21 protein-coding genes are annotated in these 21947 nt (G+C 68.7%); 11 read left to right on the top strand and 10 right to left on the bottom strand.

From position 1 onward, the window contains the following. Window position 1: 1 nt before the first annotated feature. Genes AB0M22_RS33770 through AB0M22_RS33760 form a run of 3 tightly spaced genes read right to left on the bottom strand, consistent with a single transcriptional unit; the run spans window position 2 to window position 2603 of the window. Window positions 2-895, bottom strand: a complete 894-nt coding sequence (locus tag AB0M22_RS33770; RefSeq protein WP_364735566.1) for an alpha/beta fold hydrolase — start codon at window positions 893-895, stop codon at window positions 2-4. Next, complete coding sequence (locus AB0M22_RS33765) at window positions 892-1416, bottom strand: YiiD C-terminal domain-containing protein (RefSeq protein ID WP_364735564.1); 525 nt, start codon at window positions 1414-1416, stop codon at window positions 892-894. Before AB0M22_RS33765 ends, AB0M22_RS33770 begins: the two co-directional genes overlap by 4 nt. Before the next feature lie 29 nt (window positions 1417-1445). Next, window positions 1446-2603 (bottom strand): acyl-CoA dehydrogenase family protein, encoded by a 1158-nt coding sequence (locus AB0M22_RS33760; protein WP_364735562.1) that lies wholly within the window; start codon window positions 2601-2603, stop codon window positions 1446-1448. A gap of 147 nt (window positions 2604-2750) precedes the next feature. Between AB0M22_RS33760 and AB0M22_RS33755 the strand changes: the two genes are divergently transcribed. Further along, entirely contained in the window at window positions 2751-3680 is a 930-nt protein-coding gene (locus tag AB0M22_RS33755) for a PDR/VanB family oxidoreductase (protein ID WP_364735560.1), read from the top strand. A 13-nt stretch (window positions 3681-3693) separates the two neighbouring features. Here AB0M22_RS33755 and AB0M22_RS33750 read toward each other — a convergent pair whose 3' ends face one another. Then, window positions 3694-4131: a hypothetical protein gene (locus AB0M22_RS33750; protein WP_364735558.1), complete on the bottom strand. Its 438-nt coding sequence runs from the start codon at window positions 4129-4131 to the stop codon at window positions 3694-3696. 247 nt (window positions 4132-4378) lie between these two features. Here AB0M22_RS33750 and AB0M22_RS33745 point away from each other — a divergent pair, with 247 nt between their 5' ends. Beyond that, on the top strand, window positions 4379-5932 hold the full coding sequence (locus AB0M22_RS33745; RefSeq protein ID WP_364735556.1) for an NAD(P)/FAD-dependent oxidoreductase: 1554 nt from the start codon (window positions 4379-4381) through the stop codon (window positions 5930-5932). A gap of 4 nt (window positions 5933-5936) precedes the next feature. Here the strand turns inward: AB0M22_RS33745 and AB0M22_RS33740 are convergent, their stop codons facing one another. The 3 genes from AB0M22_RS33740 to AB0M22_RS33730 are packed head-to-tail and all read right to left on the bottom strand — an operon-like array spanning window position 5937 to window position 7810. After that, entirely contained in the window at window positions 5937-6920 is a 984-nt protein-coding gene (locus tag AB0M22_RS33740) for a zinc-binding dehydrogenase (protein WP_364735554.1), read from the bottom strand. Window positions 6921-6935: 15 nt separating this feature from the next. Next, a complete protein-coding gene (locus AB0M22_RS33735; RefSeq protein WP_364735552.1) occupies window positions 6936-7358 on the bottom strand; it encodes an organic hydroperoxide resistance protein in 423 nt (140 codons plus the stop codon). Beyond that, window positions 7355-7810: a MarR family transcriptional regulator gene (locus tag AB0M22_RS33730; RefSeq protein ID WP_364735550.1), complete on the bottom strand. Its 456-nt coding sequence runs from the start codon at window positions 7808-7810 to the stop codon at window positions 7355-7357. Before AB0M22_RS33730 ends, AB0M22_RS33735 begins: the two co-directional genes overlap by 4 nt. A 250-nt stretch (window positions 7811-8060) precedes the next feature. On the opposite strand from AB0M22_RS33730, the gene AB0M22_RS33725 reads away from it, so the two are divergent. Then, window positions 8061-8858, top strand: a complete 798-nt coding sequence (locus AB0M22_RS33725; protein WP_364735548.1) for an SAM-dependent methyltransferase — start codon at window positions 8061-8063, stop codon at window positions 8856-8858. Here AB0M22_RS33725 and AB0M22_RS33720 read toward each other — a convergent pair. Then, window positions 8855-9637 (bottom strand): IclR family transcriptional regulator, encoded by a 783-nt coding sequence (locus AB0M22_RS33720; protein ID WP_364735546.1) that lies wholly within the window; start codon window positions 9635-9637, stop codon window positions 8855-8857. The genes AB0M22_RS33725 and AB0M22_RS33720 overlap by 4 nt on opposite strands. A gap of 87 nt (window positions 9638-9724) precedes the next feature. Between AB0M22_RS33720 and hutH the strand changes: the two genes are divergently transcribed. The 5 genes from hutH (at window position 9725) to hutI (ending at window position 16667) form a co-directional block, all read left to right on the top strand. Then, window positions 9725-11272: a histidine ammonia-lyase gene (gene hutH, locus AB0M22_RS33715; protein WP_364735544.1), complete on the top strand. Its 1548-nt coding sequence runs from the start codon at window positions 9725-9727 to the stop codon at window positions 11270-11272. A gap of 64 nt (window positions 11273-11336) precedes the next feature. Then, the gene (gene hutU, locus AB0M22_RS33710) at window positions 11337-12989 is read left to right on the top strand and encodes a urocanate hydratase (RefSeq protein WP_364735542.1); all 1653 of its coding nucleotides are present in this window, start codon (window positions 11337-11339) and stop codon (window positions 12987-12989) included. A gap of 32 nt (window positions 12990-13021) precedes the next feature. After that, window positions 13022-14221 carry an allantoate amidohydrolase gene (locus AB0M22_RS33705; RefSeq protein WP_364736106.1) on the top strand — a complete coding sequence of 400 codons (1200 nt, stop codon included), beginning with the start codon at window positions 13022-13024 and terminating at the stop codon, window positions 14219-14221. Then, window positions 14218-15522: a formimidoylglutamate deiminase gene (locus AB0M22_RS33700; RefSeq protein ID WP_364735540.1), complete on the top strand. Its 1305-nt coding sequence runs from the start codon at window positions 14218-14220 to the stop codon at window positions 15520-15522. The genes AB0M22_RS33705 and AB0M22_RS33700 overlap by 4 nt, the downstream gene beginning before the upstream one ends. Then, entirely contained in the window at window positions 15510-16667 is a 1158-nt protein-coding gene (gene hutI / locus AB0M22_RS33695; RefSeq protein ID WP_364735538.1) for an imidazolonepropionase, read from the top strand. Before AB0M22_RS33700 ends, hutI begins: the two co-directional genes overlap by 13 nt. Before the next feature lies 1 nt (window position 16668). Here the strand turns inward: hutI and AB0M22_RS33690 are convergent, their stop codons facing one another. Beyond that, window positions 16669-17790, bottom strand: coding sequence for a PQQ-dependent sugar dehydrogenase (locus tag AB0M22_RS33690; RefSeq protein ID WP_364735536.1), 1122 nt, complete (start codon window positions 17788-17790; stop codon window positions 16669-16671). 117 nt (window positions 17791-17907) lie between these two features. Here AB0M22_RS33690 and AB0M22_RS33685 point away from each other — a divergent pair, with 117 nt between their 5' ends. From AB0M22_RS33685 to AB0M22_RS33675, 3 genes are all read left to right on the top strand, one after another. Beyond that, window positions 17908-18807, top strand: coding sequence for a LysR family transcriptional regulator (locus AB0M22_RS33685; protein WP_364735534.1), 900 nt, complete (start codon window positions 17908-17910; stop codon window positions 18805-18807). A 74-nt stretch (window positions 18808-18881) separates the two neighbouring features. Continuing rightward, on the top strand, window positions 18882-19463 hold the full coding sequence (locus tag AB0M22_RS33680) for a TetR/AcrR family transcriptional regulator (protein ID WP_364735532.1): 582 nt from the start codon (window positions 18882-18884) through the stop codon (window positions 19461-19463). Then, window positions 19460-20968 carry an FAD-dependent monooxygenase gene (locus AB0M22_RS33675; protein ID WP_364735530.1) on the top strand — a complete coding sequence of 503 codons (1509 nt, stop codon included), beginning with the start codon at window positions 19460-19462 and terminating at the stop codon, window positions 20966-20968. Before AB0M22_RS33680 ends, AB0M22_RS33675 begins: the two co-directional genes overlap by 4 nt. A 4-nt stretch (window positions 20969-20972) precedes the next feature. Here the strand turns inward: AB0M22_RS33675 and AB0M22_RS33670 are convergent, their stop codons facing one another. Beyond that, on the bottom strand, window positions 20973-21878 hold the full coding sequence (locus AB0M22_RS33670; protein WP_364735527.1) for a dienelactone hydrolase family protein: 906 nt from the start codon (window positions 21876-21878) through the stop codon (window positions 20973-20975). Window positions 21879-21947: the final 69 nt, after the last annotated feature.

Genomic DNA, 21947 nt, shown 5'->3' with positions numbered 1-21947 from the left:
CTCAGCCGGGCAGTTCGCCGGCGACAATCCAGGTCGCGACCCTGGCCGCGATCGCCGGGGAATCCTTGACCCAGGTGAAGTGATCGCGATGCTCGACCGGCGAGTCCTCGTCGATGTGCCACTGGGTGACGTGCGCCTTCGGCATCCGGGAGACCAGGAAGTCGACATTGGACTTCGGGCCGAGGACGTCGTCGGACAGTGAGATGGCCAGCACCGGCTTCGTCAGGTTGCGCAGCAGCGTGTTGTATTGCCGCGCTGAGCCTTTGGGGCGGTAGTAGCTGGTCAGCGAGTGCATCGCCCAGTCGCGCATGACGCCGCCGGGCATCGGCGCGGGGATCAGCACGCCGCCGGGCCAGTGGCCCTTCCAACGCGACACCAGGCCGATCCACTGGATCTGGCTCAGCGCCTCGAACCAGCGGCGCGGGCCGAACGCCCACCAGAACACCGTGCCGGTGCCGATGACGGTCACGCCGGCCACATTGTCCGGTTCGGCGGCGGCGTAGAGCAGCGCGACCTGTCCGCCGAGGCTGTGGCCGAACAGGTGGATCGGCGCGTCCGGAAAGCGTTGCCGCACAGCGGCAACGATTGCGGGCATATCGATCTCGAGCATTTCCCGGTAGCCGAAATTGCGGTGCAGCCCGAGTTCCGGCTGGGCCTCGCCGTGCGCGCGCAGGTCGCAGGTGGCGACCGAAAGACCCTGGGCGTTCAGCTCTTTGGCGAGCAGCAGGTAGTTCTTCGCCTTCATCGCCATGGCGGGCAGGATCAGCACCACCGGCGCGCCGGGCTGCTTGCCGGGCAGGAAGCGGACGGTGAAGGTGACGTCGTCGGGGGTCGAGACGGTCGTCGACTCGAGGGTGGTGAATTCGGAACTCTTCTTCGGGGCCGTGGTCGTCACCGGTCCGACTCCGGGATGGTCACGTCGCAGACGTAGTCGAAGGTGAACTTGGCGACGACCACGTCGCTGTCGTCGACCAGAGAAGCCTTGCCGGACAACTCGAATCGGTTCGACCCGGTGGCCTCGAGCACCGTGGCCAGCTCGCGCTCGTCGACGGTGGCGATGGCGCGGATCCGGCCGATGGCGGGCTTGCGGTAGGACGCGGTGCCGGAGCGCAGCACCAGGCGTTCGATGGTGGACAGCCGCGGGGCGGCCGCGCCGACGAAGGCCGCCGCGCCACCGATGTCGGCGGCGGTGAACAGCGCGCCGGCATGCACCGTGCCCATGTGGTTGCCGACGGTGTCGCCGACCGGGATCTCGACGACGGCGCGCTCCGGGCTGATCTCGGTGATCCGGGTGCCGACGTGGCGGCCGAACGGCACCAGGTCCTGGGACACGGCGCGCAGGTATTCGTAGTCGACGGCGGCACCGTCGAGTTCGGGGTAGGCGGCGGCGAAGCCGGCGATCTCTCGCGTGGTCATTGCGGTACTCCCTTCAGCGGTAACGGATGTCAGCGATTGCGCAGTGCGCGCCTGGCGATGGACCAGCGCAGTACCTCCGACGGTCCCTCGTAGATGCGGAAAGCTCGCGCCTCCACCAGGAATCGGGCGACCAGGTAGTCCTCGCAGACCCCGAGGCCGCCGTGCAGCTGCACGGCGCGGTCCAGGACCCGCCAGACCGCCTCGGAGACGAAGGTTTTCGCGATCGACGCGTCGTGGCGCGCCTGCGAGGAGGTCGGGCCCTGCGCGTCGATGGTCTCGGCGGCGGTGCGGATCACGCCGCGGGCGGCGGCGATGTCGATCTCGTTGTCCGCGACCATGCCCTGCGCCAGACCGTGATCGGCGATCGGGACGCCGAACGAGGTTCGGGTGCTGATGTGGTCGATGGCGAGCTTGTGCGCGCGGACCGCGAGGCCGAGCCAGTTCATGCAGAACACCAGCCGGGACGGGGCGAGCCGCACCTGGGCGAGCGCCAGACCCTGACCGACCTCGCCGAGTACGGCGGAATCGGGGACGACACAATCGACGAAGGTGACCTCGCAGTGCCCGCCGGGGGCGCTGGTGTGGTCCAGGGTGGGCATCCGGCGGCCGACCCGCAGGCCCGGGTTGTCGGCGTCGACCAGGAACATCGTCGGCCCGTCGCCGGTGCGGGCCACGCAGATGGTGAACGCGGCGCCCTGCGCGCCGGTGGTGAAGTGCTTGGCGCCGTTGATGATCCAGCCGTCGTCGGTCTCCTCGGCGACCGTCTGCAACATGCCGGGGTCCGAGCCGGCGCCGGGGGCCGGTTCGGTCATGGCGATGGCCGAGCGGACCTCACCGGAGGCCAGCGGCGCCAGGTAGCGCTCCTGTTGCTCGGCATTGGCCACATGGGCGAGCAGATGGATGTTGCCGTCGTCGGGCGCCCAGGCGTTCACCGCGATCGGGCCGAGCAGGCTGGCGCCCGCCGCCTCCAGCACCTGGGCCTGGGCCCGGGTGTCCAGGCCCAGGCCGCCGTACTTCGGGTCGGACAGCGGGCCGAACACGCCCGCCTCCTTCGCCTTCTTCTGCAGGTCGAGGCGCAGCGCGTCGTCCATCACCCGCCCGTCGACGATGACCTCGCGTTCCACCGGAACGACCTGGTCACGAATGAACTGGGTGGTTTTGTCCACCAATTGCCCCACAGTCGTCATGGCGCCAGTTTCGGGGCCGCGGGGCCGTCTGAGTCGGGGCGATAGTCAACGTCGATCGCCCGAATCGACTGCCCGTTCGCCTGCTGCGTGGCCAGGGGATGTCCGAGACCGTGATCGCGACGACCAACCCCGCGAAAGAAGGCCGAAATGACTGAGTTTCCGGTACGGGTGTCGGCGCGCCGCGACGAGGCCGAAGGCGTGTTCTCGCTCGAGCTGTCCGCCCTCGGCGGGGAGTTGCCGAGTTGGACACCGGGCGCGCACATCGATGTCGCGGTAGGTGATGCGGGGGTCCGCCAGTATTCGCTGTGCGGTGACCCTGCGGCGGCGGACCGCTGGCGCATCGCGGTGCTGCACGAGCCCGAGGGCCGCGGCGGATCACGTCATCTGCACCGCACCGCGCGGCCCGGCACCGAGTTACGAGTGTCCAAGCCGCGCAACAATTTCGAGCTGGTCACGCGCGAAAGTTACCTGTTCGTCGCCGGCGGCATCGGAATCACCCCGATCCTGCCGATGATCGCCGCCGCCGAAGCCGCCGGTGCCCGCTGGTCCCTCTACTACGGCGGCCGCACCCGTGCGCACATGGCCTTCGCCGACGAACTGACCACCAAGCATCCGGCCGCAAAACTGTTGCCGCAGAACGAACACGGCCTCCTACCCCTCGCCGACATCCTCACCACCCACCCCGACGCCACCGTCTACTGCTGCGGCCCCGAACCCCTCCTCGCCGCCGTAGAAGCCGAAGGAACCCGACAGGGCCTGCCGGTCCACGTCGAGCGATTCGTCCCTCGCCCAATGGAATTCGCGCCCAACGGTGAATTCGACGTGCAACTGGCAAGCACGGGCCGAACCTTCCGGATCGGTGCCAAGCAATCCATTGCCGACGTCCTCGAACGAGCAGGCATCCCCATCGTGACCTCTTGCCGCGAAGGAACCTGCGGTACCTGCGAAACCGCGGTCCTGTCCGGCGAGATCGATCACCGCGACTCGCTGCTCACCGCCGCCGAGCAGGCGCGGGGTGACACCATGATGCTGTGCGTATCGCGGGCCGAGTCAGGGGTCCTGGTACTGGACCTCTGACTCGGCCCGGCCGTCACCCGGCAAGCGACCAATTGCTACCGCTCGGGCCTTGGATGGCGTAGTCGATGGACTTCTTGGTGCCGTACACATCGCCGCCGACGAGCATGCCCAGCTTCGCCGCGACCGCCTGGGCGATTTTGAAGGAATTGCAGGTCGAGATGTAGATATTGCCGGTGTAGCCGCCGGGCAGGATGGCCTTGATGATGCCGGCGAGCTGGTCCGCGTCGAGATCGATCACCGGACCCTTGCCCGGGGTGGAGTCCTCGTCGCCGATGGAGTCCTCGTCGCCGTAGGCGGTGATGAAGAGGTTCTCGGTCTTGCCCAGCGTGGCACAGGGCCAGAGTTTCTTGCTGTAGGCGTACGCGCGGCCGAACGTGGCCGGCTTGTAGGCGGAGTCGTCGTATCCGGCCTCGAGAACATCGATGTCTTTGGCAATGAAGACCACAATCATGAGCTTGCCATTCCTTGTGACGAAAGCCTCTATACAACGGAATCGATTGCATCCGTTAAGCTTTCGATCTATTCGATGCGTAGAGAATACCGCGTCGAGAAAGCGGCGACGGGAATCCCGGACAGGGGACCAGTCGGTTCACGACGTGGGGTTGCAGTCGGTGATATCGGCGTCCATTCGGCGGCGACTGGTCGGATCTTTGCCGTGTTGGGGTGCCGATCGGGGGGTTTCGTGCTATCGAGGACGGATGGAGCCGACGCAGGGGTCTTATGACGTGGTGATTGTCGGGGGCGGGCACAACGGGTTGGTGGCTGCGGCTTATTTGGCGCGGGCTGGGCGGTCGGTTGTGGTGTTGGAGCGGCAGGGGAGTGCGGGTGGGGCGGCGGTGTCTTCGCGGGTGTTTGCGGGGGTGGATGCTCGGTTGTCGCGGTATTCGTATTTGGTGAGTTTGTTGCCTCGGCGGATTGTCGAGGAGTTGGGGTTGTCGTTTGTTACTCGGCGGCGGCGGATTTCTTCGTATACGCCGGTGGGGGACGGCGGGTTGTTGGTGGATACCGGGTCGGCGGAGCGGACTCGGGACAGTTTTGTCGGGTTGACCGGGTCGGTTCGGGATTTCGTTGCGTGGCAACGGTTTTATGGGATGACGGGGCGGCTGGCGGAGCGGGTGTTTCCGACGTTGACGGAGCCGTTGCCGACGCGGGCCGAGTTGCGGGGGATCGTCGATGACGAGGTTGCTTGGGGGGCGTTGTTCGAGCGGCCGTTGGGGGAGGTTGTGGAGTCCGAGTTCGCCGATGACACGGTGCGTGGGGTGGTGCTCACCGATGCGTTGATCGGGACGTTCACGCATGCGCACGATTCGTCGTTGCGGCAGAATCGGTGCTTTCTGTATCACGTGGTCGGGGGTGGCACGGGGGACTGGGATGTGCCGGTGGGCGGCATGGGGGCGTTGACGGATGCGCTGGTCGAGGCGGCGCGATCCGCCGGTGCCGAGATCGTCACGGAGTGTGCGGTGACCGGGATCGAAACCGACGGGCGCGCAGCGGAAGTGCGTTATGCGGGCGGGGTGGTCGGCGCGGGGCACGTGCTGGTGAATGCCGCGCCGCATGAGCTCGCGCGTTTGCTCGGTGCGCCTGCGGAGGCGAAACCCGAAGGCGCGCAATTGAAGGTCAACATGTTGTTGACGCGACTGCCTCGGTTACGGGACAGCTCGGTCGACCCGCGGGAAGCGTTCGCGGGGACCTTCCACATCGGCGAATCGTATGCGCAGCTGGATCGCGCCTATGGTGAGGCGGCGATCGGGCGGATTCCGTCCGCGCCGCCGTCGGAGATCTACTGCCACACGCTGACCGATCCGTCGATCCTGTCGCCGGAGTTGGCCGCGCAGGGCGCGCACACACTCACGTTGTTCGGACTACACACACCGGCAAAGCTTTTCGCCAAGGACCCAGCGGGCACCAAGGTCGAACTGCTGAAAGCGACCATAGCCCAGCTGGATTCGGTGCTCGCGGAGCCGATCAGCGACTGCCTGGCCGTGGACGAGAACGGCGATCCGTGCCTGGAAGCGAAGACCCCGCTCGATCTCGAGCAGGAGGTGGGCCTACCCGGCGGTCATATCTTCCACCGCGACTTGGCCTTTCCCTATCGCGAGGACGACTCGGACACCGACCCGGCTACCCGCTGGGGTGTCGCGACCGGTCACCGCAACGTCCTGCTCTGCGGCGCGGGCGCAGTACGAGGCGGCGGGGTCAGCGGCATCCCCGGTCACAATGCCGCCATGGCCGTGCTCGAACTGCGCCCGTAGCGCGTCAGACCTTCGGCGCCAGCATGACTTTGGCGCTGCGTCCCGGGCTCTCGGTGGCCACGGCGGCGTCGGCCGCCGCGTCCAGCGGGTAGGTGGCTTCGGCGTCGAGCTTCAGCACGCCCTGCGCCGCCGCGGTCACCAGTTCACCGATCAACCGCCGGCGATCCTCGGCCGAGGTCTCCTCGATCCGCTTGGAGCCCCAGAAGCCCTTGACCACAGTCTGTTTGAAGATGAGATCGCTCGGGCTCAACGTCATCGGCTGGCCGGACAGCGCGCCGAACGAGATCAGCTCGCCCTTCGGCGCCAGCAACGCCATCGCATCGCCGGCCGCGCGTCCGCCGACCTGATCGACGGCCCGCACGATCGGCGCGCCTGAGATCGCGGCGACGGCGGCATCGCGCCACCCCTCGGCCTCGGTGTCGAAGACCGGCTCGAAACCGGCCGCCCGCAACGCCTCGACCGACTTCGGCCCACGCACCAGGTTCAGCACGTTGACTCCGCGTTGGCGCGCAAGCACATTCACCAGCCGCCCGACCGCGCCGTTGGCCGCGTTGATCGCGATCCAATCGCCGGACGCCACGTCGAGATCCTCGAGCAGCATCAGCGCGCTGAGCGGCATGGCCAGCAGCTGCGCGGCGGTCTCGTCGGACACCGCGTCCGGCACCGGCACGACCTGACCGGCCTTGACGACGAAGTAGTCGGCCCACACGTTCTGCGCGCCGGAGACCGTAATCCGCTGGCCGACAGCGAGTCCGGTCACACCCGCGCCGAGCGCGTCGATCCGGCCGACGCCCTCGGTGCCCGGGATCGCGGGCAGCGGCGGCTTGTAGCCGTACACGCCGCGCACGATGGCGAGGTCGTGATTGTGAATGGGGGCGAGGATCAGCTCGACCCGCACCTCACCTTCGCCGGGTTCGGGCTGCGGCCGTTCCGCCGTGCTCAGTACGTCCTTCGGTTCGCCGAAACTCTCGATGACTACCGCACGCATGGCTTGCTCCTCCGATCAGTCTTCGGCGACAACGACATCGACGTCGATGTTGCCGCGGGTGGCGTTGGAGTACGGGCACACCTGGTGTGCCTTGTCGGCGAGGGCCTGCGCGTCCTCGCGGGACAGATGGGGTAGCGACACCTCGAGGGTGACCGCCAGCTGGAAACCGCCGGCGTCGTTCGGGCCGATGCCGACCTTCGCGCCGACCGCGGAGTCGTCGACATTGGCCTTGGCCTGCTTGCCGACCAGGCGCAGCGCCGAATGGAAGCAGGCCGCGTAGCCCGCCGCGAACAGCTGCTCGGGGTTGGTGCCCGCGCCGCTGCCGCCCATCTCCGGCGGGGTGGCCAGATCGACGTCGACCTTGCCGTCGGTGGTGCGGGCGTGGCCGTTGCGGCCGTCGCCGGTGGCCAGGGCCTCAGCGGTGTACAGGATCTTCATGACTGTTCTCCTTCGATCGGTGGTGCCGAGAGTGCGCTGGTCAGTCGCCGCAGGGTTGCGCGCAAAGCCAGGAATTCGTCCACGGACAGGCCGCTGGCCTCGGCCATTTCGGCCGGGATACCGCGGGCCTCGGCGCGCAGGGCGCGTCCGCGGTCGGTGAGTTCGATGTCGACGCGACGTTCGTCGTCGGCGGCGCGCTGCCGACGGACGAAGCCCGCCGCCTCCAGCCGCTTGAGCAGGGGAGACAGCGTGCCGGAGTCCAACGCGAGTGCGTGGCACACCTCGCCGACGCTACGCCCGTCGCGTTCCCACAGGGCGAGCATCACCAGGTACTGCGGGTAGGTCAGCCCGAGCCGTTCCAGTTTCGGCCGGTAGACCGCGGTCATCGCCCGGGATGCCGCGTACAGCGGAAAGCAGATCTGCTCATCGAGGGTGAGATGGTCGTCGGTCATGTCCAACAATGTAGTCCTCAATTAAATTGTGCACAACCAATCGGGAGGTGTTGCCGGTCACAGTCCTGGACATCCCTGGATGTAGAGTGTCGGAGCCCCCGGGCTGGCGAGAACCACCTTCCGAGCGTTCGGCGGAACACGCGACTCGTGTCCGATCTGACTCTTCGGTGTTTATGTCTGAATTCGCCGCCGTGAGCCCTTGGACGCTTGTACAGTCAGCCGCACGTACCACCTCTCGAGGAGCCGCATCATGGTCCGCGAAAGCGATCGGCTGATCCGCACCGATGTACCACATTCCGCCCGTATCTGGAATTACTGGCTCGGTGGTCAGGATTATTACGAAGTCGATCGAATAGCCGGCGAGTCGGGCGAGTCGGTATTTCCCGAAATCGGGACAATGGCTCGGCAATCGCGCAAGTTCCTGATGCGCGTCGTGCGCTACCTCGCCGAGGAGGGTGGCATCCGGCAGTTCCTCGACGTGGGTACCGGCCTGCCCACCATGCAGAACACGCACGAGGTCGCGCAGGGCTACGCGCCGGAGTCCAAGATCGTCTACGTGGACAACGATCCGCTCGTGCTCGCGCATGCCCGCGCGTTGTTGATCAATACCACCGACGAAGGCGTCACCGCGCTGATCGAAGCGGATTTCCACGATACCGACCAGGTGGTCACCGAAGCGCGCAACATTTTGAACTTCAACAAACCGATCGCGGTCATGTTCATGGGCGTTCTCGGTCACGCGCGCACCTGGGACGACGTTATCCGGATAACCGGCGCGTTGCAGGAAGCCATTCCGTCCGGAAGTTATTTCGCGATGTACGAAGGCACCACCGAAGATCCACGGCTGGTGCGCCTATCGGACTACTACTCGAAAACCGGCGCGGTTCCGTACTACGTGCGCAGTGTCGATCAGGTCCGCGAGGTCTTCAAGAATCTCGATCTCGTCGAACCCGGCATCGTGCCGGTCAACCAGTGGCGCGCCGACAGCTCCGAACCCACGAGCGAGGCGCCGTCGGCGGCGTGGGGCGGCATCGGCCGCAAGCTCTAGCCGACGCGACCGCCGATGCGCTGGGTGAGGCTGTCGGCGGCACTGCGGAGTCGATCGGCCAGCGGTGTCCAGTCGGCCGGGCACGGCGTGGCCTCGCAGTGGTGCCGGAAAGTGACGCTGATGGCCGCGATCGGGCGCTGGTTGTGATCGAAGACGGGATAGGCGACCGAGGCGAAACCCGGTGTCACGTGCCCGTCTTCGCTGGCCCAGCCGCGATTGCGTTCGACGGCCAGCACCGTGCGCAGCGATGCGAGTGAGTTCGGCCCGCGCTCGGTGCGCCGCACGAACGACGACGCGGACGGGAACAGCGCGCGGATCTGCGCGGCGGGCAGGTAGGCGAGGATCGCGCGCCCGCAGGCGGTCAGATGCGCGGGCAGCCGCACGCCGACCCCGGTGATCAGCGTTTCCGGGCGGATCGGGCGTTCCTTGATCAGGTAGAGCAGCTCGTTGCCGTGCAGCACGCCGAGGTGCGCGTTGTGCCCGACCTGCTCGACCAGCTCACGCAGCAGCGGCCCGGCCAGCCGCTCGAGCGGATCGTGACGCAGGTACGCCGAGCCGAGTTCGAACGCGGCGATGCCGAGCCCGTAGCGGCGCTCGCTGGGTAGCCGGGTGACGAAGCGGGCCGACTCCAGCTCGCCGAGCAGGTGATAGGTGGTAGACCGGGGGAGGCCGAGTTCGCGCGCGATGGTCGACGCCGAGATCGGGCCCGCGCGCCCCGCGAGTAGTTGCAACACCGCCAGGCCACGGCGCAACGCCGGGACGTCGCTGCTCGTTCCCATGCCATCTCCTCGGCAAGTCTTGGATATCAGACACTATCGCACCGTCCCTCATTCTCCACTGCCCGCGCTGACGGTGGAATGGACCCCATGCCCGAAACTGCACAGCTACCGACCGTGGCGCTAGACGGACCGTTGACCGGCGAACAGGTCGTCGCCGTCGCCCGCCTCGGCGCCAAGGTCCACTTGAGCGCGGCCACCGAAGACCGGCTGGCGCAGGCCAGGGCGCACGTCGACGCGCTGGCCGCGGGGACGGTGCCGACCTACGGCGTCTCCACCGGCTTCGGCGCGCTCGCCACGCACAGCATCCCGCAGGAGAGCCGGGTCGCGCTGCAACGTTCGCTGATCCGCTCGCACGCGGCAGGCGCGGGCCGACCGGTCGAGCGGGAGGTCGTTCGCGCGCTGATGGTGCTGCGGCTACGCACCCTGGCAACCGGCCACACCGGGATCCGGCCGGAGACCGCGGCCGCGCTGGCCGCGCTGATCAACGCCGACATCACCCCGATCGTGCACGAGTACGGCTCGCTCGGCTGTTCCGGCGATCTCGCGCCGCTGGCCGCGGTGGCCCTGGCCCTGATGGGCGAGGGTGAGGTCACCGACGCCGCCGGCACCGTGACGGACGCGGCAACGGCCTTGCGCACCAACGGGATCAAGCCGGTCGTGCTGGCTGAGAAGGAAGGCCTGGCCCTGACCAACGGCACCGACGGCATGCTCGGCATGCTGGTGCTCGCGCTGGCCGACCTGCACATGCTGCTCGACGTCGCCGATGTCACCGCGGCGATGAGCGTGGAGGCGCTGCTCGGCACCGACCGGGTGTTCGCGGCGGATCTGCAAGCCCTGCGCCCGCATCCGGGTCAGGCGCGTTCGGCGGCGCGGATCAGTGCCGCGCTGGCCGGTTCGGAGATCGTGGCGAGTCACCGTGGGCCGGACTGCAATCGGGTGCAGGACGCCTACTCGCTGCGCTGCGCGCCGCAGGTGCACGGCGCGGCCAGGGACACCGTCACGCACGCCGAGCTGGTCGCCGGTCGCGAATTGGCTTCCGCCGTCGACAATCCCGTGGTGCTGGCCGACGGCCGGCTCGAGTCCAACGGCAACTTCCACGGCGCGCCGATCGCCTACGTGCTCGACTTCCTCGCCATTCCGGTGGCGGACGTGGCGAGCATGGCCGAGCGCCGCACCGACCGGATGCTCGATGTCGCACGCTCGCACGGACTTCCGGCCTTCCTGGCCGGTGACCCTGGTGTCGACTCCGGGCACATGATCGCCCAGTACACCCAGGCCGCCGTGGTGAGCGAGCTGAAGCGCCTGGCCGTGCCCGCGTCGGTGGACTCGATCCCGAGCAGCGCGATGCAGGAGGACCACGTCTCGATGGGCTGGTCGGCCGCCCGCAAGCTGCGCACCGCGGTGGACGGTCTGACCACCGTGCTGGCCGTCGAATACCTCACGGCCGCAAGGGCACTGGACTTCCGGGCGCCGATGCGTCCGGCCCCCGCCACCGGCGCGGCGCTGGAACTGCTGCGCACGAAGGTCGACGGTCCCGGCTCGGATCGCCATCTCGCGCCGGAGATCGCCGCCGCCGAGGCGCTGGTCCGCTCCGGTGAACTCACCCGCGCGGTCGCACCACACCTCGGCGAATGAACGCCACATCTGCCGCGACTCGCGGCTCACTGGATCTCGATTGTGCTGGAAGGGCGGCGATTTCATGACTCGGATAGTTCGGGCGGCGCGGGGCACGCAGCTGACTGCCAAGAATTGGCAGACCGAGGCGGCGATGCGGATGCTGCACAACAACCTCGATCCGGAGGTGGCCGAGCGGCCGCAGGATCTGGTGGTCTACGGCGGCACCGGCAAGGCGGCCAGGAACTGGGCCAGCTTCGACGCGATCACCCGGTCGCTGACCGAGCTGGAGCGCGACGAGACCCTGCTGGTGCAGTCGGGCAAGCCGGTCGGCGTGTTCCGCACGCACGAGTGGGCGCCGCGGGTGCTGATCGCCAACTCCAATCTGGTTGGCGACTGGGCGAATTGGCCGGAATTCCGCCGACTGGAGTCGCTCGGGCTGACCATGTACGGGCAGATGACTGCGGGCTCCTGGATCTACATCGGCACGCAGGGCATCCTGCAAGGCACCTACGAGACGTTCGCGGCGGTGGCGGACAAGCGATTCGGCGGCACCCTGGCCGGCACGCTCACGCTCACCGCCGGGCTCGGCGGCATGGGCGGCGCGCAACCGCTGGCGGTCACCATGAACGGCGGCGTCGCGCTGGTGATCGAGTGCGATCCGGCCCGGGCCCAGCGCCGGGTGCAGGAACGCTACCTCGACGAGATCGCGACCGACCTGGACGACGCGGTGATCCGCGTCTCGAACGCGCGCAGGCAGCGAAAGGCGTTGTCCGTCGGCCTGATCGGCAATGCGGCCGAAGTGTTGCCGAAGCTGCTCGCGATCGGCTTGGACCCGGAGATCGTCACCGACCAGACCTCCGCGCACGACCCGTTGGCCTACCTCCCGCGCGGCATCGCGGTGGAGGACTGGGCCGACTACGCGGCGAAGAAGCCGGACGAGTTCACCGACCGGGCCCGCGAGTCGATGGCCGAGCACGTCGGGGCCATGCTCGGCTTCCTGGACAAGGGCGCCGAGGTGTTCGACTACGGCAACTCGCTGCGCGGGGAGGCCAAGCTCGGCGGCTGCGAGCGGGCCTTCGACTTCCCCGGCTTCGTCCCGGCCTACATCCGCCCGCTGTTCTGCGAGGGCAAGGGCCCGTTCCGCTGGGCGGCGCTCTCCGGTGACCCGAAGGACATCGCGGCCACCGACCGGGCCATCATCGACCTGTTCCCGGAGAACGAGTCGCTGCGCCGGTGGATCCGGATGGCCAGCGAACGCGTTGCCTTCCAAGGGCTTCCGGCGCGCATCTGCTGGCTCGGCTACGGCGAGCGGCACCTGGCCGGCCTGCGCTTCAACGAGATGGTGGCCAGCGGCGAGCTGTCCGCGCCGGTGGTGATCGGTCGCGATCACCTCGATTCCGGCAGCGTCGCGTCGCCGTACCGGGAGACCGAGTCGATGGCCGACGGTTCCGACGCGATCGCGGACTGGCCGCTGCTCAACGCGCTGCTGAACACCGCGTCCGGCGCGACCTGGGTGTCCATCCATCACGGCGGCGGCGTCGGCATGGGCCGGTCCATCCACGCCGGCCAGGTGTGCGTGGCCGACGGCACCGAGCTGGCCGCGCAGAAGATCGAGCGGGTGCTCACCAACGACCCCGGCACCGGCGTGATCCGGCACGTGGACGCGGGCTACGACCGCGCCACCGAGGTGGCCGCCGAACGCGGCGTGCGCATTCCGATGCACGAGGCGCCGTGAACCAGACCCCAGAGCAGACCAGGAGCGACGCCGTGGGCGTGAACCAGCTGATGAACGAGATCGCCGGGGTCGGCCGGGATTCCCGGCGCGGCGGCTACTCGCGGCACGTCTACGACTACGCCGATTTCGAGCTGCGGGACTGGTTCATCGACCAGGCCCTGGACAGCGGGCTGGACGTGAACACCGATCGCAACGGCAATATCTGGGCTTGGTGGGGAAGCCCGGGGGCCGGCGCGGTCGTCACCGGCAGTCACCTCGACTCGGTGCCCGGCGGCGGCGCGTACGACGGTCCGCTCGGCGTCGCCAGCGCGCTCGCGGCGGTGGAGATCTTGCAGGGCAAGGGTTTTACGCCGGCCAAGCCGCTCGCGGTGCTGGTGTTCGCGGAGGAGGAGGGCGGGCGGTTCGGCGTGCCCTGTCTGGGTTCGCGACTGCTCACCGGCGCCATCGACCCCGATCGGGCCCGGAATCTGCGGGATTCCGAGGGCGTGACGCTGGCCGAGGCGGCGGTGAAGGCGGGGCACGATCCGAAGCGTTTCGGCGCGGATCCCGAATCTCTCGCCCAGATCGGGTGTTTCGTGGAGCTGCATGTGGAGCAGGGGCGCGGGCTGATCGAGCTGGACAGTCCGGTCGCCACCGGCAGCAGCATCATCGCGCACGGCCGGTACCGATTCTCGTTCTCCGGCCAGGGAAATCACGCGGGCGCGACCCGGCTGACCGATCGGCACGATCCGATGCTGCCCGCCGCGACGGTGGTGGCGGCCGCGCGCCGGGCCGCCGCCGCGATGTCCGACGCGCGGGCCACGGTCGGCAGGCTGGTGCCGAACCCGGGTGGCACGAATGTCATTGCGTCCAGCGTGGATTTGTGGCTCGACGCCCGGGTGGCCGGTGACGGCCGGACCGCGGCCTTGGTCGAGGACATCACCGAGGCCGCGCGGGAGGCCGCCGCCGCCGAAGGATGCGAGCTGACCGTCACCGAGGAGTCCTATTCGGACGACGTCGTTTTCGACGAGACGCTGCGCGGCCGGATGGACAAGGTGCTCGGCGGCGTACCCGCGCTGCCCACCGGCGCCGGGCACGACGCGGGCATCCTCGCCGGGCACGTCCCCTCCGGCATGCTCTACGTGCGCAACCCGACCGGGATCAGCCACGCCCCTGAGGAATTCGCCGAGCCCGCCGATATCGACAGCGGCGCACAGAGTCTCGCGCGGATTCTCGAGGAACTGGCCGGATGAGCACGTACTGGGCGGAATACGCCTGGCTGCCGGACGGTGTCGCCGAGGCGGTGACGATCGAGGTCAACGGCTCGACGATCCAGTCGGTCACCAGCGGCACCGAGCGAACCGGCACCGTGCTGACCGGACTGACGATCCCCGGTTTCGCCAACGCGCACTCGCACGCCTTCCACCGTGCGCTGCGCGGGCGGACCCAGCACGATCAGGGCACGTTCTGGACCTGGCGTGAACGCATGTATGCCGTTGCCGCCCAGCTGGATCCCGACTCCTACTACCGGCTCGCGCGGGCGGTGTACGCCGAGATGGTGCTGGCGGGATACACCAGCGTCGGCGAGTTCCACTACCTGCACCACGCCCCGGGCGGAGCGCGGTATTCGGACCCGAACGCGATGAGCGCAGCCCTCGCGGCGGCCGCCGACGATGCCGGTATTCGACTCACACTGCTCGATACGTGTTATCTGGCAGGCGGTTTCGGCGCGGAACTGGGGGAGCACCAGCTTCGGTTCAGTGACGGCAACGTCGACGCGTGGGCCGAACGTGCCGCCGCGTTCACCCCGAAGCAGGAGTTGGTACGGACCGGCGTCGCCGCGCATTCGGTGCGCGCGGTCCCCGCCGCGGCGCTGTCCGTGGTCGCGGAGGCCGCCAAGGGCCGCCCACTGCACGTCCACCTCTCCGAGCAACCGTCGGAGAACACCGATTGTCTTGCCGCACACGGCGTTACCCCGACCGCACTGCTGGCCGAAGCGGGCCTGCTCGGCCCGCAGACGGTCGCGGTGCACGCGACCCACCTCACCACCGCCGACATCGCCCTGCTCGCCGACAGCGGCACCCGCGCGTGCTTCTGTCCCACCACCGAACGCGACCTCGGCGACGGCATCGGCCCGGCCCGCGCGCTGGCCGACGCGGGCGTCGTCCTGTGCCTCGGCACCGACAGCCACGCCGTGATCGATGCCTTCGAGGAATGGCGGGCCCTCGAACTCGACGAGCGACTGGCCAGCCGCGCCCGCGGCCGCTTCAGCCCGGCCGACCTCTACCGCGCCGCCACCGACCACGCGTCCATCGGCTGGCCCGAGGCCGGCCGGATCGCCCCGAACGCCGCGGCCGACCTGGTCACCATCGACCTCGACTCGATCCGCACCGCGGGCACCGCCCCGGCCGCCGCGCTGTTCGCCGCGACCGCGAGCGACATCCGATCGGTGGTCGTCGCGGGTCGACCGGTCGTGTCCGAGCATCGCCACCTACAGGTGCAACATCCGGAAACCGTGTTGCGAGAGGAAATCGAGGCACTGTGTCGACCCTGATCACCGGCATCCGCGAACTCACCACCAACACCGAGGACGGCCCGCTGCGCGACGCCGCGGTGGTCCTCGACGGGGAGCAGTTCGCCTGGGTCGGCCCCGCGACGGACGCGCCCGCCGCCGACGACCGCATCGACCTCGACGGCCGGGCCGCGCTGCCCGGCTGGGTGGACAGCCACACCCACCTCGTCTTCGCCGGCGACCGCACCGCCGAGTTCGAGGCCAGGATGGCGGGACGGCCGTATCGCGCGGGCGGCATCGCCACCACGGTCGCCGCCACCCGCGCCGCCTCCGACGACAAGCTGTCGGTGAACCTGGCGCGGCACATCGCCGAGGCGCGCAGGCAGGGCACCACCTGCCTGGAGACCAAGACCGGCTACGGCCTCAGCGTCGCCGACGAACTCCGCTCGGCCCGGCTCGCCGCCGCGGCCGCCGACGAGGTGACCTTCCTCGGCGCGCACCTGGTCCCGAACGACATGGACGCCGAGAAGTACGTCGATCTGGTCTGCGGCGACATGCTCGACGCCGTCGCGCCCTATGTCCGCTGGGCCGATGTGTTCTGCGAGACAGGCGCTTTCGACCAGGACCAGTCCGATCGGGTGCTGCGCGCCGCCAAGGCACACGGCCTCGGTCTGCGGGTACACGGCAATCAGCTCGGCGAGGGCCCCGGCGTTCAACTGGCGGTCGAGCACGGCGCGGCGAGCGTCGATCACTGCACCTACCTGACCGACGCCGACATCGAGGCGCTGGCCTCCTCGGACACCGTCGCCACCGTGCTGCCCGCCTGCGATCTGTCGACCAGGCAGCGCCTCGCACCGGCCCGCGCGCTGCTGGACGCGGGCGCCACGGTCGCACTCGCGACCAACGCCAACCCCGGCAGCTCCTACACCACCTCGATGGCCTTCTGCGTCGCGACCGCCGTTCTGCAGATGGGACTTTCGGTGGCCGAGGCGGTGCACGCGGCGACCGCGGGCGGTGCGCGAGCGCTGCGCCGCGACGACGTCGGCGTCGTCCGCGTCGGCGCCCGCGCGGATCTCCAGGTGCTGGACGCACCGTCGGTCACCCACCTGGCCTACCGTCCGGGCGTGCCGCTGACCTACGCGGTGTGGCGACTGGGCCGCCAGGTCAAGGTGCCGATGTTCGACTGACTCACCGCGCCGGGAAGCGAAGCACGCGATCGTCATTCGTTCGCGGGTTGCCGCGTCCGTCGGTGTTGGACGTGGTGAGCCACAGCGCGCCGTCGGGTGCGACCATGACCGTGCGCAGCCGGCCGTAGCTGTCCCGGAACACATCTCGCGGCTGACCGACCGTGCCCTCGCGCAGCGGCACGGTCCACAGCCGCTCGCCGCGTAATGCCGCGGCGTACAAGGTGTCTCCGGCGATCGCGATCCCCGACGGCGAAGCCTCGGACGTAGACCAGGTGGTCAACGGTTCGGTGAACCCGCGATCCGCGCCGCCCACTCCTTCGACCGTCGGCCAGCCGTAGTTGTGGCCCGCCTCGACCAGGTTGATCTCGTCGAACCGGTTCTGCCCGAACTCGGCCGCGAACAGCCGCCCCTCGCGGTCCCAGGCCAGCCCTTGCACGTTCCGGTGTCCCAGGCTGTACATCGGCGAGTCGGCGATCGGATTGTCCTGTGCCGGTCGGCCTTCCGGGGTCAGCCGGAGGATCTTCCCGTTGGGACTCGCCGGGTCCTGCGACCGGCCGCTCTGTCCCGCGTCGCCGGTTCCGGCATACAACATGCCGTCCGGCCCGAACGCGATCCGGCCGCCATTGTGATTGGACGACTTGGCGATCCCGTCGAACAGCACCTCCGGCTGCCCATCCAGGCGGAATCGCACGATCCGATTGTCGTTCTGCGCGGTGAAATACGCGTATACATAACGGTTTTCGGCATACTCCGGTGACAAGGCCAAGCCGAGCAGCCCGCCTTCGCCGCTCGCGACGACGCCCGGCACCTGATAGACCTGCTCCGGCGCGTGTCCCGGCCCGATCCGCAGGATGCGCCCGCTGTCGCGTTCGGCCACCAGCGCGTTCCCGTCGGGCAGGAAGGTCAGTCCCCACGGCACATCGATCCCGTGCGCGATCTCCTCCGCCGCGCCGAGGTCCGGTGCGCCCTGCGGTCTGCTCGGCGCGGTGGCGTGCACGGTCTCGGTGACGGGCGCGGGCTGCTTGTCGCTGTCACAGGCCGAGAGCGCGCCGCCGGCCAGGATTGCGGTGATCGCGACACCGGCCATGCGACGTCGCGCTGAGCTGACATTCGGATATCTCACGCGGGCACCTCCGACGATATTTGTGTGTGCGCGGCGCGCGGGACGAAGCCGCATCGGTTGGCCGCGCACCCCGGGCGGTAGCCTGACCCAGTCTTGTCCCCGAACCACGTTGAGGTCATGGAACTTCGTCAACTGAGGTATTTCGTCGCGGTGGCCGAGGAGCTACATTTCGGTCGGGCGGCGGAACGGCTGATGATTGTGCAGTCGTCAGTCAGCCAGCAGCTGGGCCGGCTCGAACGCGAGCTCGGCGTCGTGCTGCTGGAACGATCGCCGCGCAGCGTCCGGCTCACCGAGGCCGGGGCGGCGTTCCTGCCTGCCGCGAAGAAGGTCCTTGCCGCCGAGAAGCGCGCGCGGACCAGCGTTGCCGACTTCCTGACCACGCCGACCGTGCTGCGCATCGGGACCAGCCGGGGGATGGGCGAACGGCTGGAGCGACTGCTCGTCGCGCTGAAGTACCGCGCGCCCGGGATCAAGGTGGAACTGACCTCGGCGGCGCTCGGGCAGCGGCTGCGGAAGGTGTCGGAGCACGAGTGGGACGCGGCGTTCCTGCGCGGCGAGGTGGCCGCGCCGGAGGGCGTCGAGCAGATCCCGGTGTGGTACGACGAACTGGTCGTCGCGCTGCCCGCCGATCATCCCTCGGCCACCGACCGCTGTGTCGATCTCGCTCAGCTCGCCGAGCTGCCGCTCTATCTGACGAACCGGCAGAACAACGCGCTGCTCGATGATCTTGTGCTGACCGCATGCAGCAAAGCGGGATTCGAGCCGGTGTTCGGTCCCGAGCAGGTCTCGATCCAGGACACCCTCGCCGCACTCGGCGCCGGTGCCGCCGGATGGACGGTCCTCTACGCGCCGCACGCCCGCCTCTTGCACAGCAGCCGGGTGGCCTTCCTGCCCGTGTGCACGCCGGGTGTGCTCGCGCTGCCCACGGTGCTCGCCGTGCGCACCAATGCCATGGAGCGGTTGGAGCCGCTGCTCGAGGCCTGCCGGGACGTCGCGCTCGGCGATCAAATTCTGTAATCGGCCTTGTGGCTGTTGCCGGTCTTCCGTTACTGTCGAAGTGAACGAAACCGTACCGTTCACTTGGAGGGTGTGTGATCAGGGGCGCGGAACGCGAGCAGGCGATACTCGCCGCCACCTATGCGCTGCTCGGCGAAATCGGCTACGCGGCAATCACAATGGACGCCGTCGCCGCTCGGGCGCAGGCGAGCAAGGCGACCATCTATCGGCGCTGGCCGGGTAAGCCCGCGCTGGTCAAGGCGGCGATGGACGCGCACGACGCCGAGTACGTCGCGGAGATTCCGGACACCGGGACGGTGCGTGGCGATCTGATCGCGGCGCTCGTGAACCTCACCGCGCAGGTAGACGAGCACTACGTGACCATGATGACCGGCCTGATGCACGCCATGCGGGTGGATGCCGAACTCGCGGAGGCGCTGCGCGAGCACGTCGCGGACGAGGACCTCGGGCCGTTCCGCACCGTCGTCGAGCGCGCCGTCGCCCGCGGCGAATTGCCCGCGGGCACCGCAACCGAACTGGCACACCAGGTTTCGGAAGGGCAGATCATGCGCCGGATGTTTCTCGGCGAGCCGCTGGATCGAGGGTTCCTCGCCGACCTGGTCGACGATCTGCTGCTGCCGATCCTCACCCGAACTTTCCCGAAAGAAGACAGATGACAAAAGATCTACCGGTGCTGATCGTCGGCGCCGGACCGACCGGACTGACGCTGGGTTGCGAACTGGCAAGGCGCGGGATCGAGTGCCTGGTGGTGGACAAGGCCGCGGGGCTCTTTCCCGGTTCACGCGGAAAGGGTTTGCAGCCAAGGACTCTGGAGGTCTTCGACGACCTCGGCGTGATCGATGCGGTGGTGGCGGCCGGTGCGCCGTTCCCGTCGTTCCGCATGTACGCGGGCACACAGGTGACAATGACGCGGACGGTGGAGGAGATGCTCGGGCTTCCGCCACTGCAACGCGTCGACGGAGTGCCCTATCCGAACACCTGGATCCTGCCGCAGTGGCGCACCGACGAACTGCTCCGCGACCGGTTGCTCGAACTCGGTGGCCGGCTCGAATTGGACACGGAATTCATCGATTTCGCGCAGGACGACATTGGCGTCACCGCGACACTGCGTCGCGACGGCGAACTCGTGCCGGTGCGCGCCCGATACCTGGTCGGCACGGACGGCGGTGGCAGCGTTGTCCGTAAGACGCTCGGCGTCGGCTTCGAGGGGGAAACCTTCGAGACCGAGCGAACACTGATCGGTGACGTCAGAGCGGAGGGGCTGACCGGCACCTACTGTCACATGTTGACGACCGGCAATGTGCAGGAACGCTTTTCGCTGTGGTCCATGCCGGGCACCGACTACTACCAGTTCATCGCCAACATGACCGCGGACGACGTGCCCGAGCTGACCCTGGCGTCCGTGCAGCAGATCCTCGACGAGCGCTCCGGCCGCTCGGATATCCGGTTGTTCGACCTGAACTGGATCTCGGTGTACCGGGTGAATGCCCGGATGGTGGACCGGTTCCGGGTCGGTCGGGTGTTCCTGGCCGGCGATGCGGCGCACGTGCATTCGTCATCCGGCGGACAAGGTTTGAACACCAGCGTGCAGGATGCTTACAACCTCGCCTGGAAGTTGGCGGCGGTGCTGTCGGGCGGTCCGGACCGGCTGCTGGATACCTATGAGGCCGAACGGTTTCCGGTCGCGGCGCGGGTGCTCGAGGTGACCACGCGTTCGCATCGGCAGGACTTCCGCGACGCCGAGCCGGGAGAGGGGAGTCTGGATATCTTCCAGCTGAAGGTCAACTATCGAGGTGGACCGCTGGCGGTGGAGACGCGGGAACGGCCGGGCGCGGTGCGCGCGGGTGACCGTGCGCCTGACGGTTGGTGCGGTGATTCCACTCTGTTCGATCTGTTCCGCGGCACGCATTTCACGGTACTGGGGTTCGGTAGTGATACCGCCGCCGCGGTCGCCGAAGTCGTTCGTACACAGGGTGATCGGGTTCGCGGTCGAGTGATTGAACCCGGTGAGGTGATCGAGGGAACGGTCGGCGAGCCCTTCCGCAACTACGACATCGATCCGGCGGGTCCGGGCACGCTGGTGCTGGTCCGCCCCGACGGCTACATCGGTGTCGTCGCCACGGGCATCGAGCCGATCCGGGATTTCTTCGCGGCGTGGTGAACCGCTAGCCCAGATGCGTTCCGTACCAATCCACTACCCGTCGCCACGCCTCGTTCGCGGCGGCCGGTGCGTAACGCGGCCCGGTGTCGTTGAAGAACGCGTGATCGGCATTCGGCGCGACCCACATGTCGTGCGGCGTGCCCGCCCGCGCGAGCGCGGCCTCCGCGGCCGGCCGGGTGGCATCCACCCTGGCGTCCGCGGACGCGTAGATGCCCAGCACGGCGGCCTTCGAGGCGGTGAGGTCGCCGTTGTCCGGGAACGGACCATAGAACGGCGTCGCCGCGGCGAGCGTGGACGGCCCGGAGGCGAGCAGCAGCCAGACCAGTCCGCCGCCGAAGCAGAACCCGGTCGCGCCCAGCTTCTTGCCGGGAACCCGCCGTCCCAGCTCGTCCAAGCCCGCGCACAGATCGCCGATGAACTGATCCTGCGGGGTCTTGCTCAGTTCGGCGGTGGCCTGTGCCGGATCGGTGAAGGCCGCGGTGCCGCCCTTCGCGGACAGCAGGTCCACAGCGAGGGCGGAGTAGCCGGCTCCGGCGAATCGTCCTGTCACCGAACGGATATGGTCGGTGAGGCCCTTGTTCTCATGGATGACGAGCACCGCGCCGCGCGGCTGCGCCGCGGCCGCCCACGCGGCCTGCAATTCGCGATTGTCCGGCCCCGCGAAGGTGATCGGGGTAGTCGGCACGGCCGAGCCCGACCCTGGCGGCGTGGATGGTGTTGCGACAGAAGGCGGTTGCGAAGTCGCCGGCTGATCCTTGGACTCGGTCGAGCACGCCGCGAGCAAGGCGGCGGCGGCCGGAATGCCGAATCCGAGCAACCCGAGACGGCGCAGCGCCTCGCGACGATTCAGCAGGCCGTCGGCATGATCGAGGGCGATTTCTTCCGCGATATAGCGCTGCAGCGGCGTCATGCCCACCAAGGTAGGCCCCGGAATGGGGATCCGCGCGCCTTTCCGGGCAATGCGTGCAGCCTTCGATGG

It is taken from the genome of Nocardia sp. NPDC051756, from assembly GCF_040681495.1.
Lineage (GTDB): Bacteria > Actinomycetota > Actinomycetes > Mycobacteriales > Mycobacteriaceae > Nocardia.
Note: the sequence above shows the minus strand (reverse complement) of the source record. Positions and strands in the feature narration are given on the sequence as shown.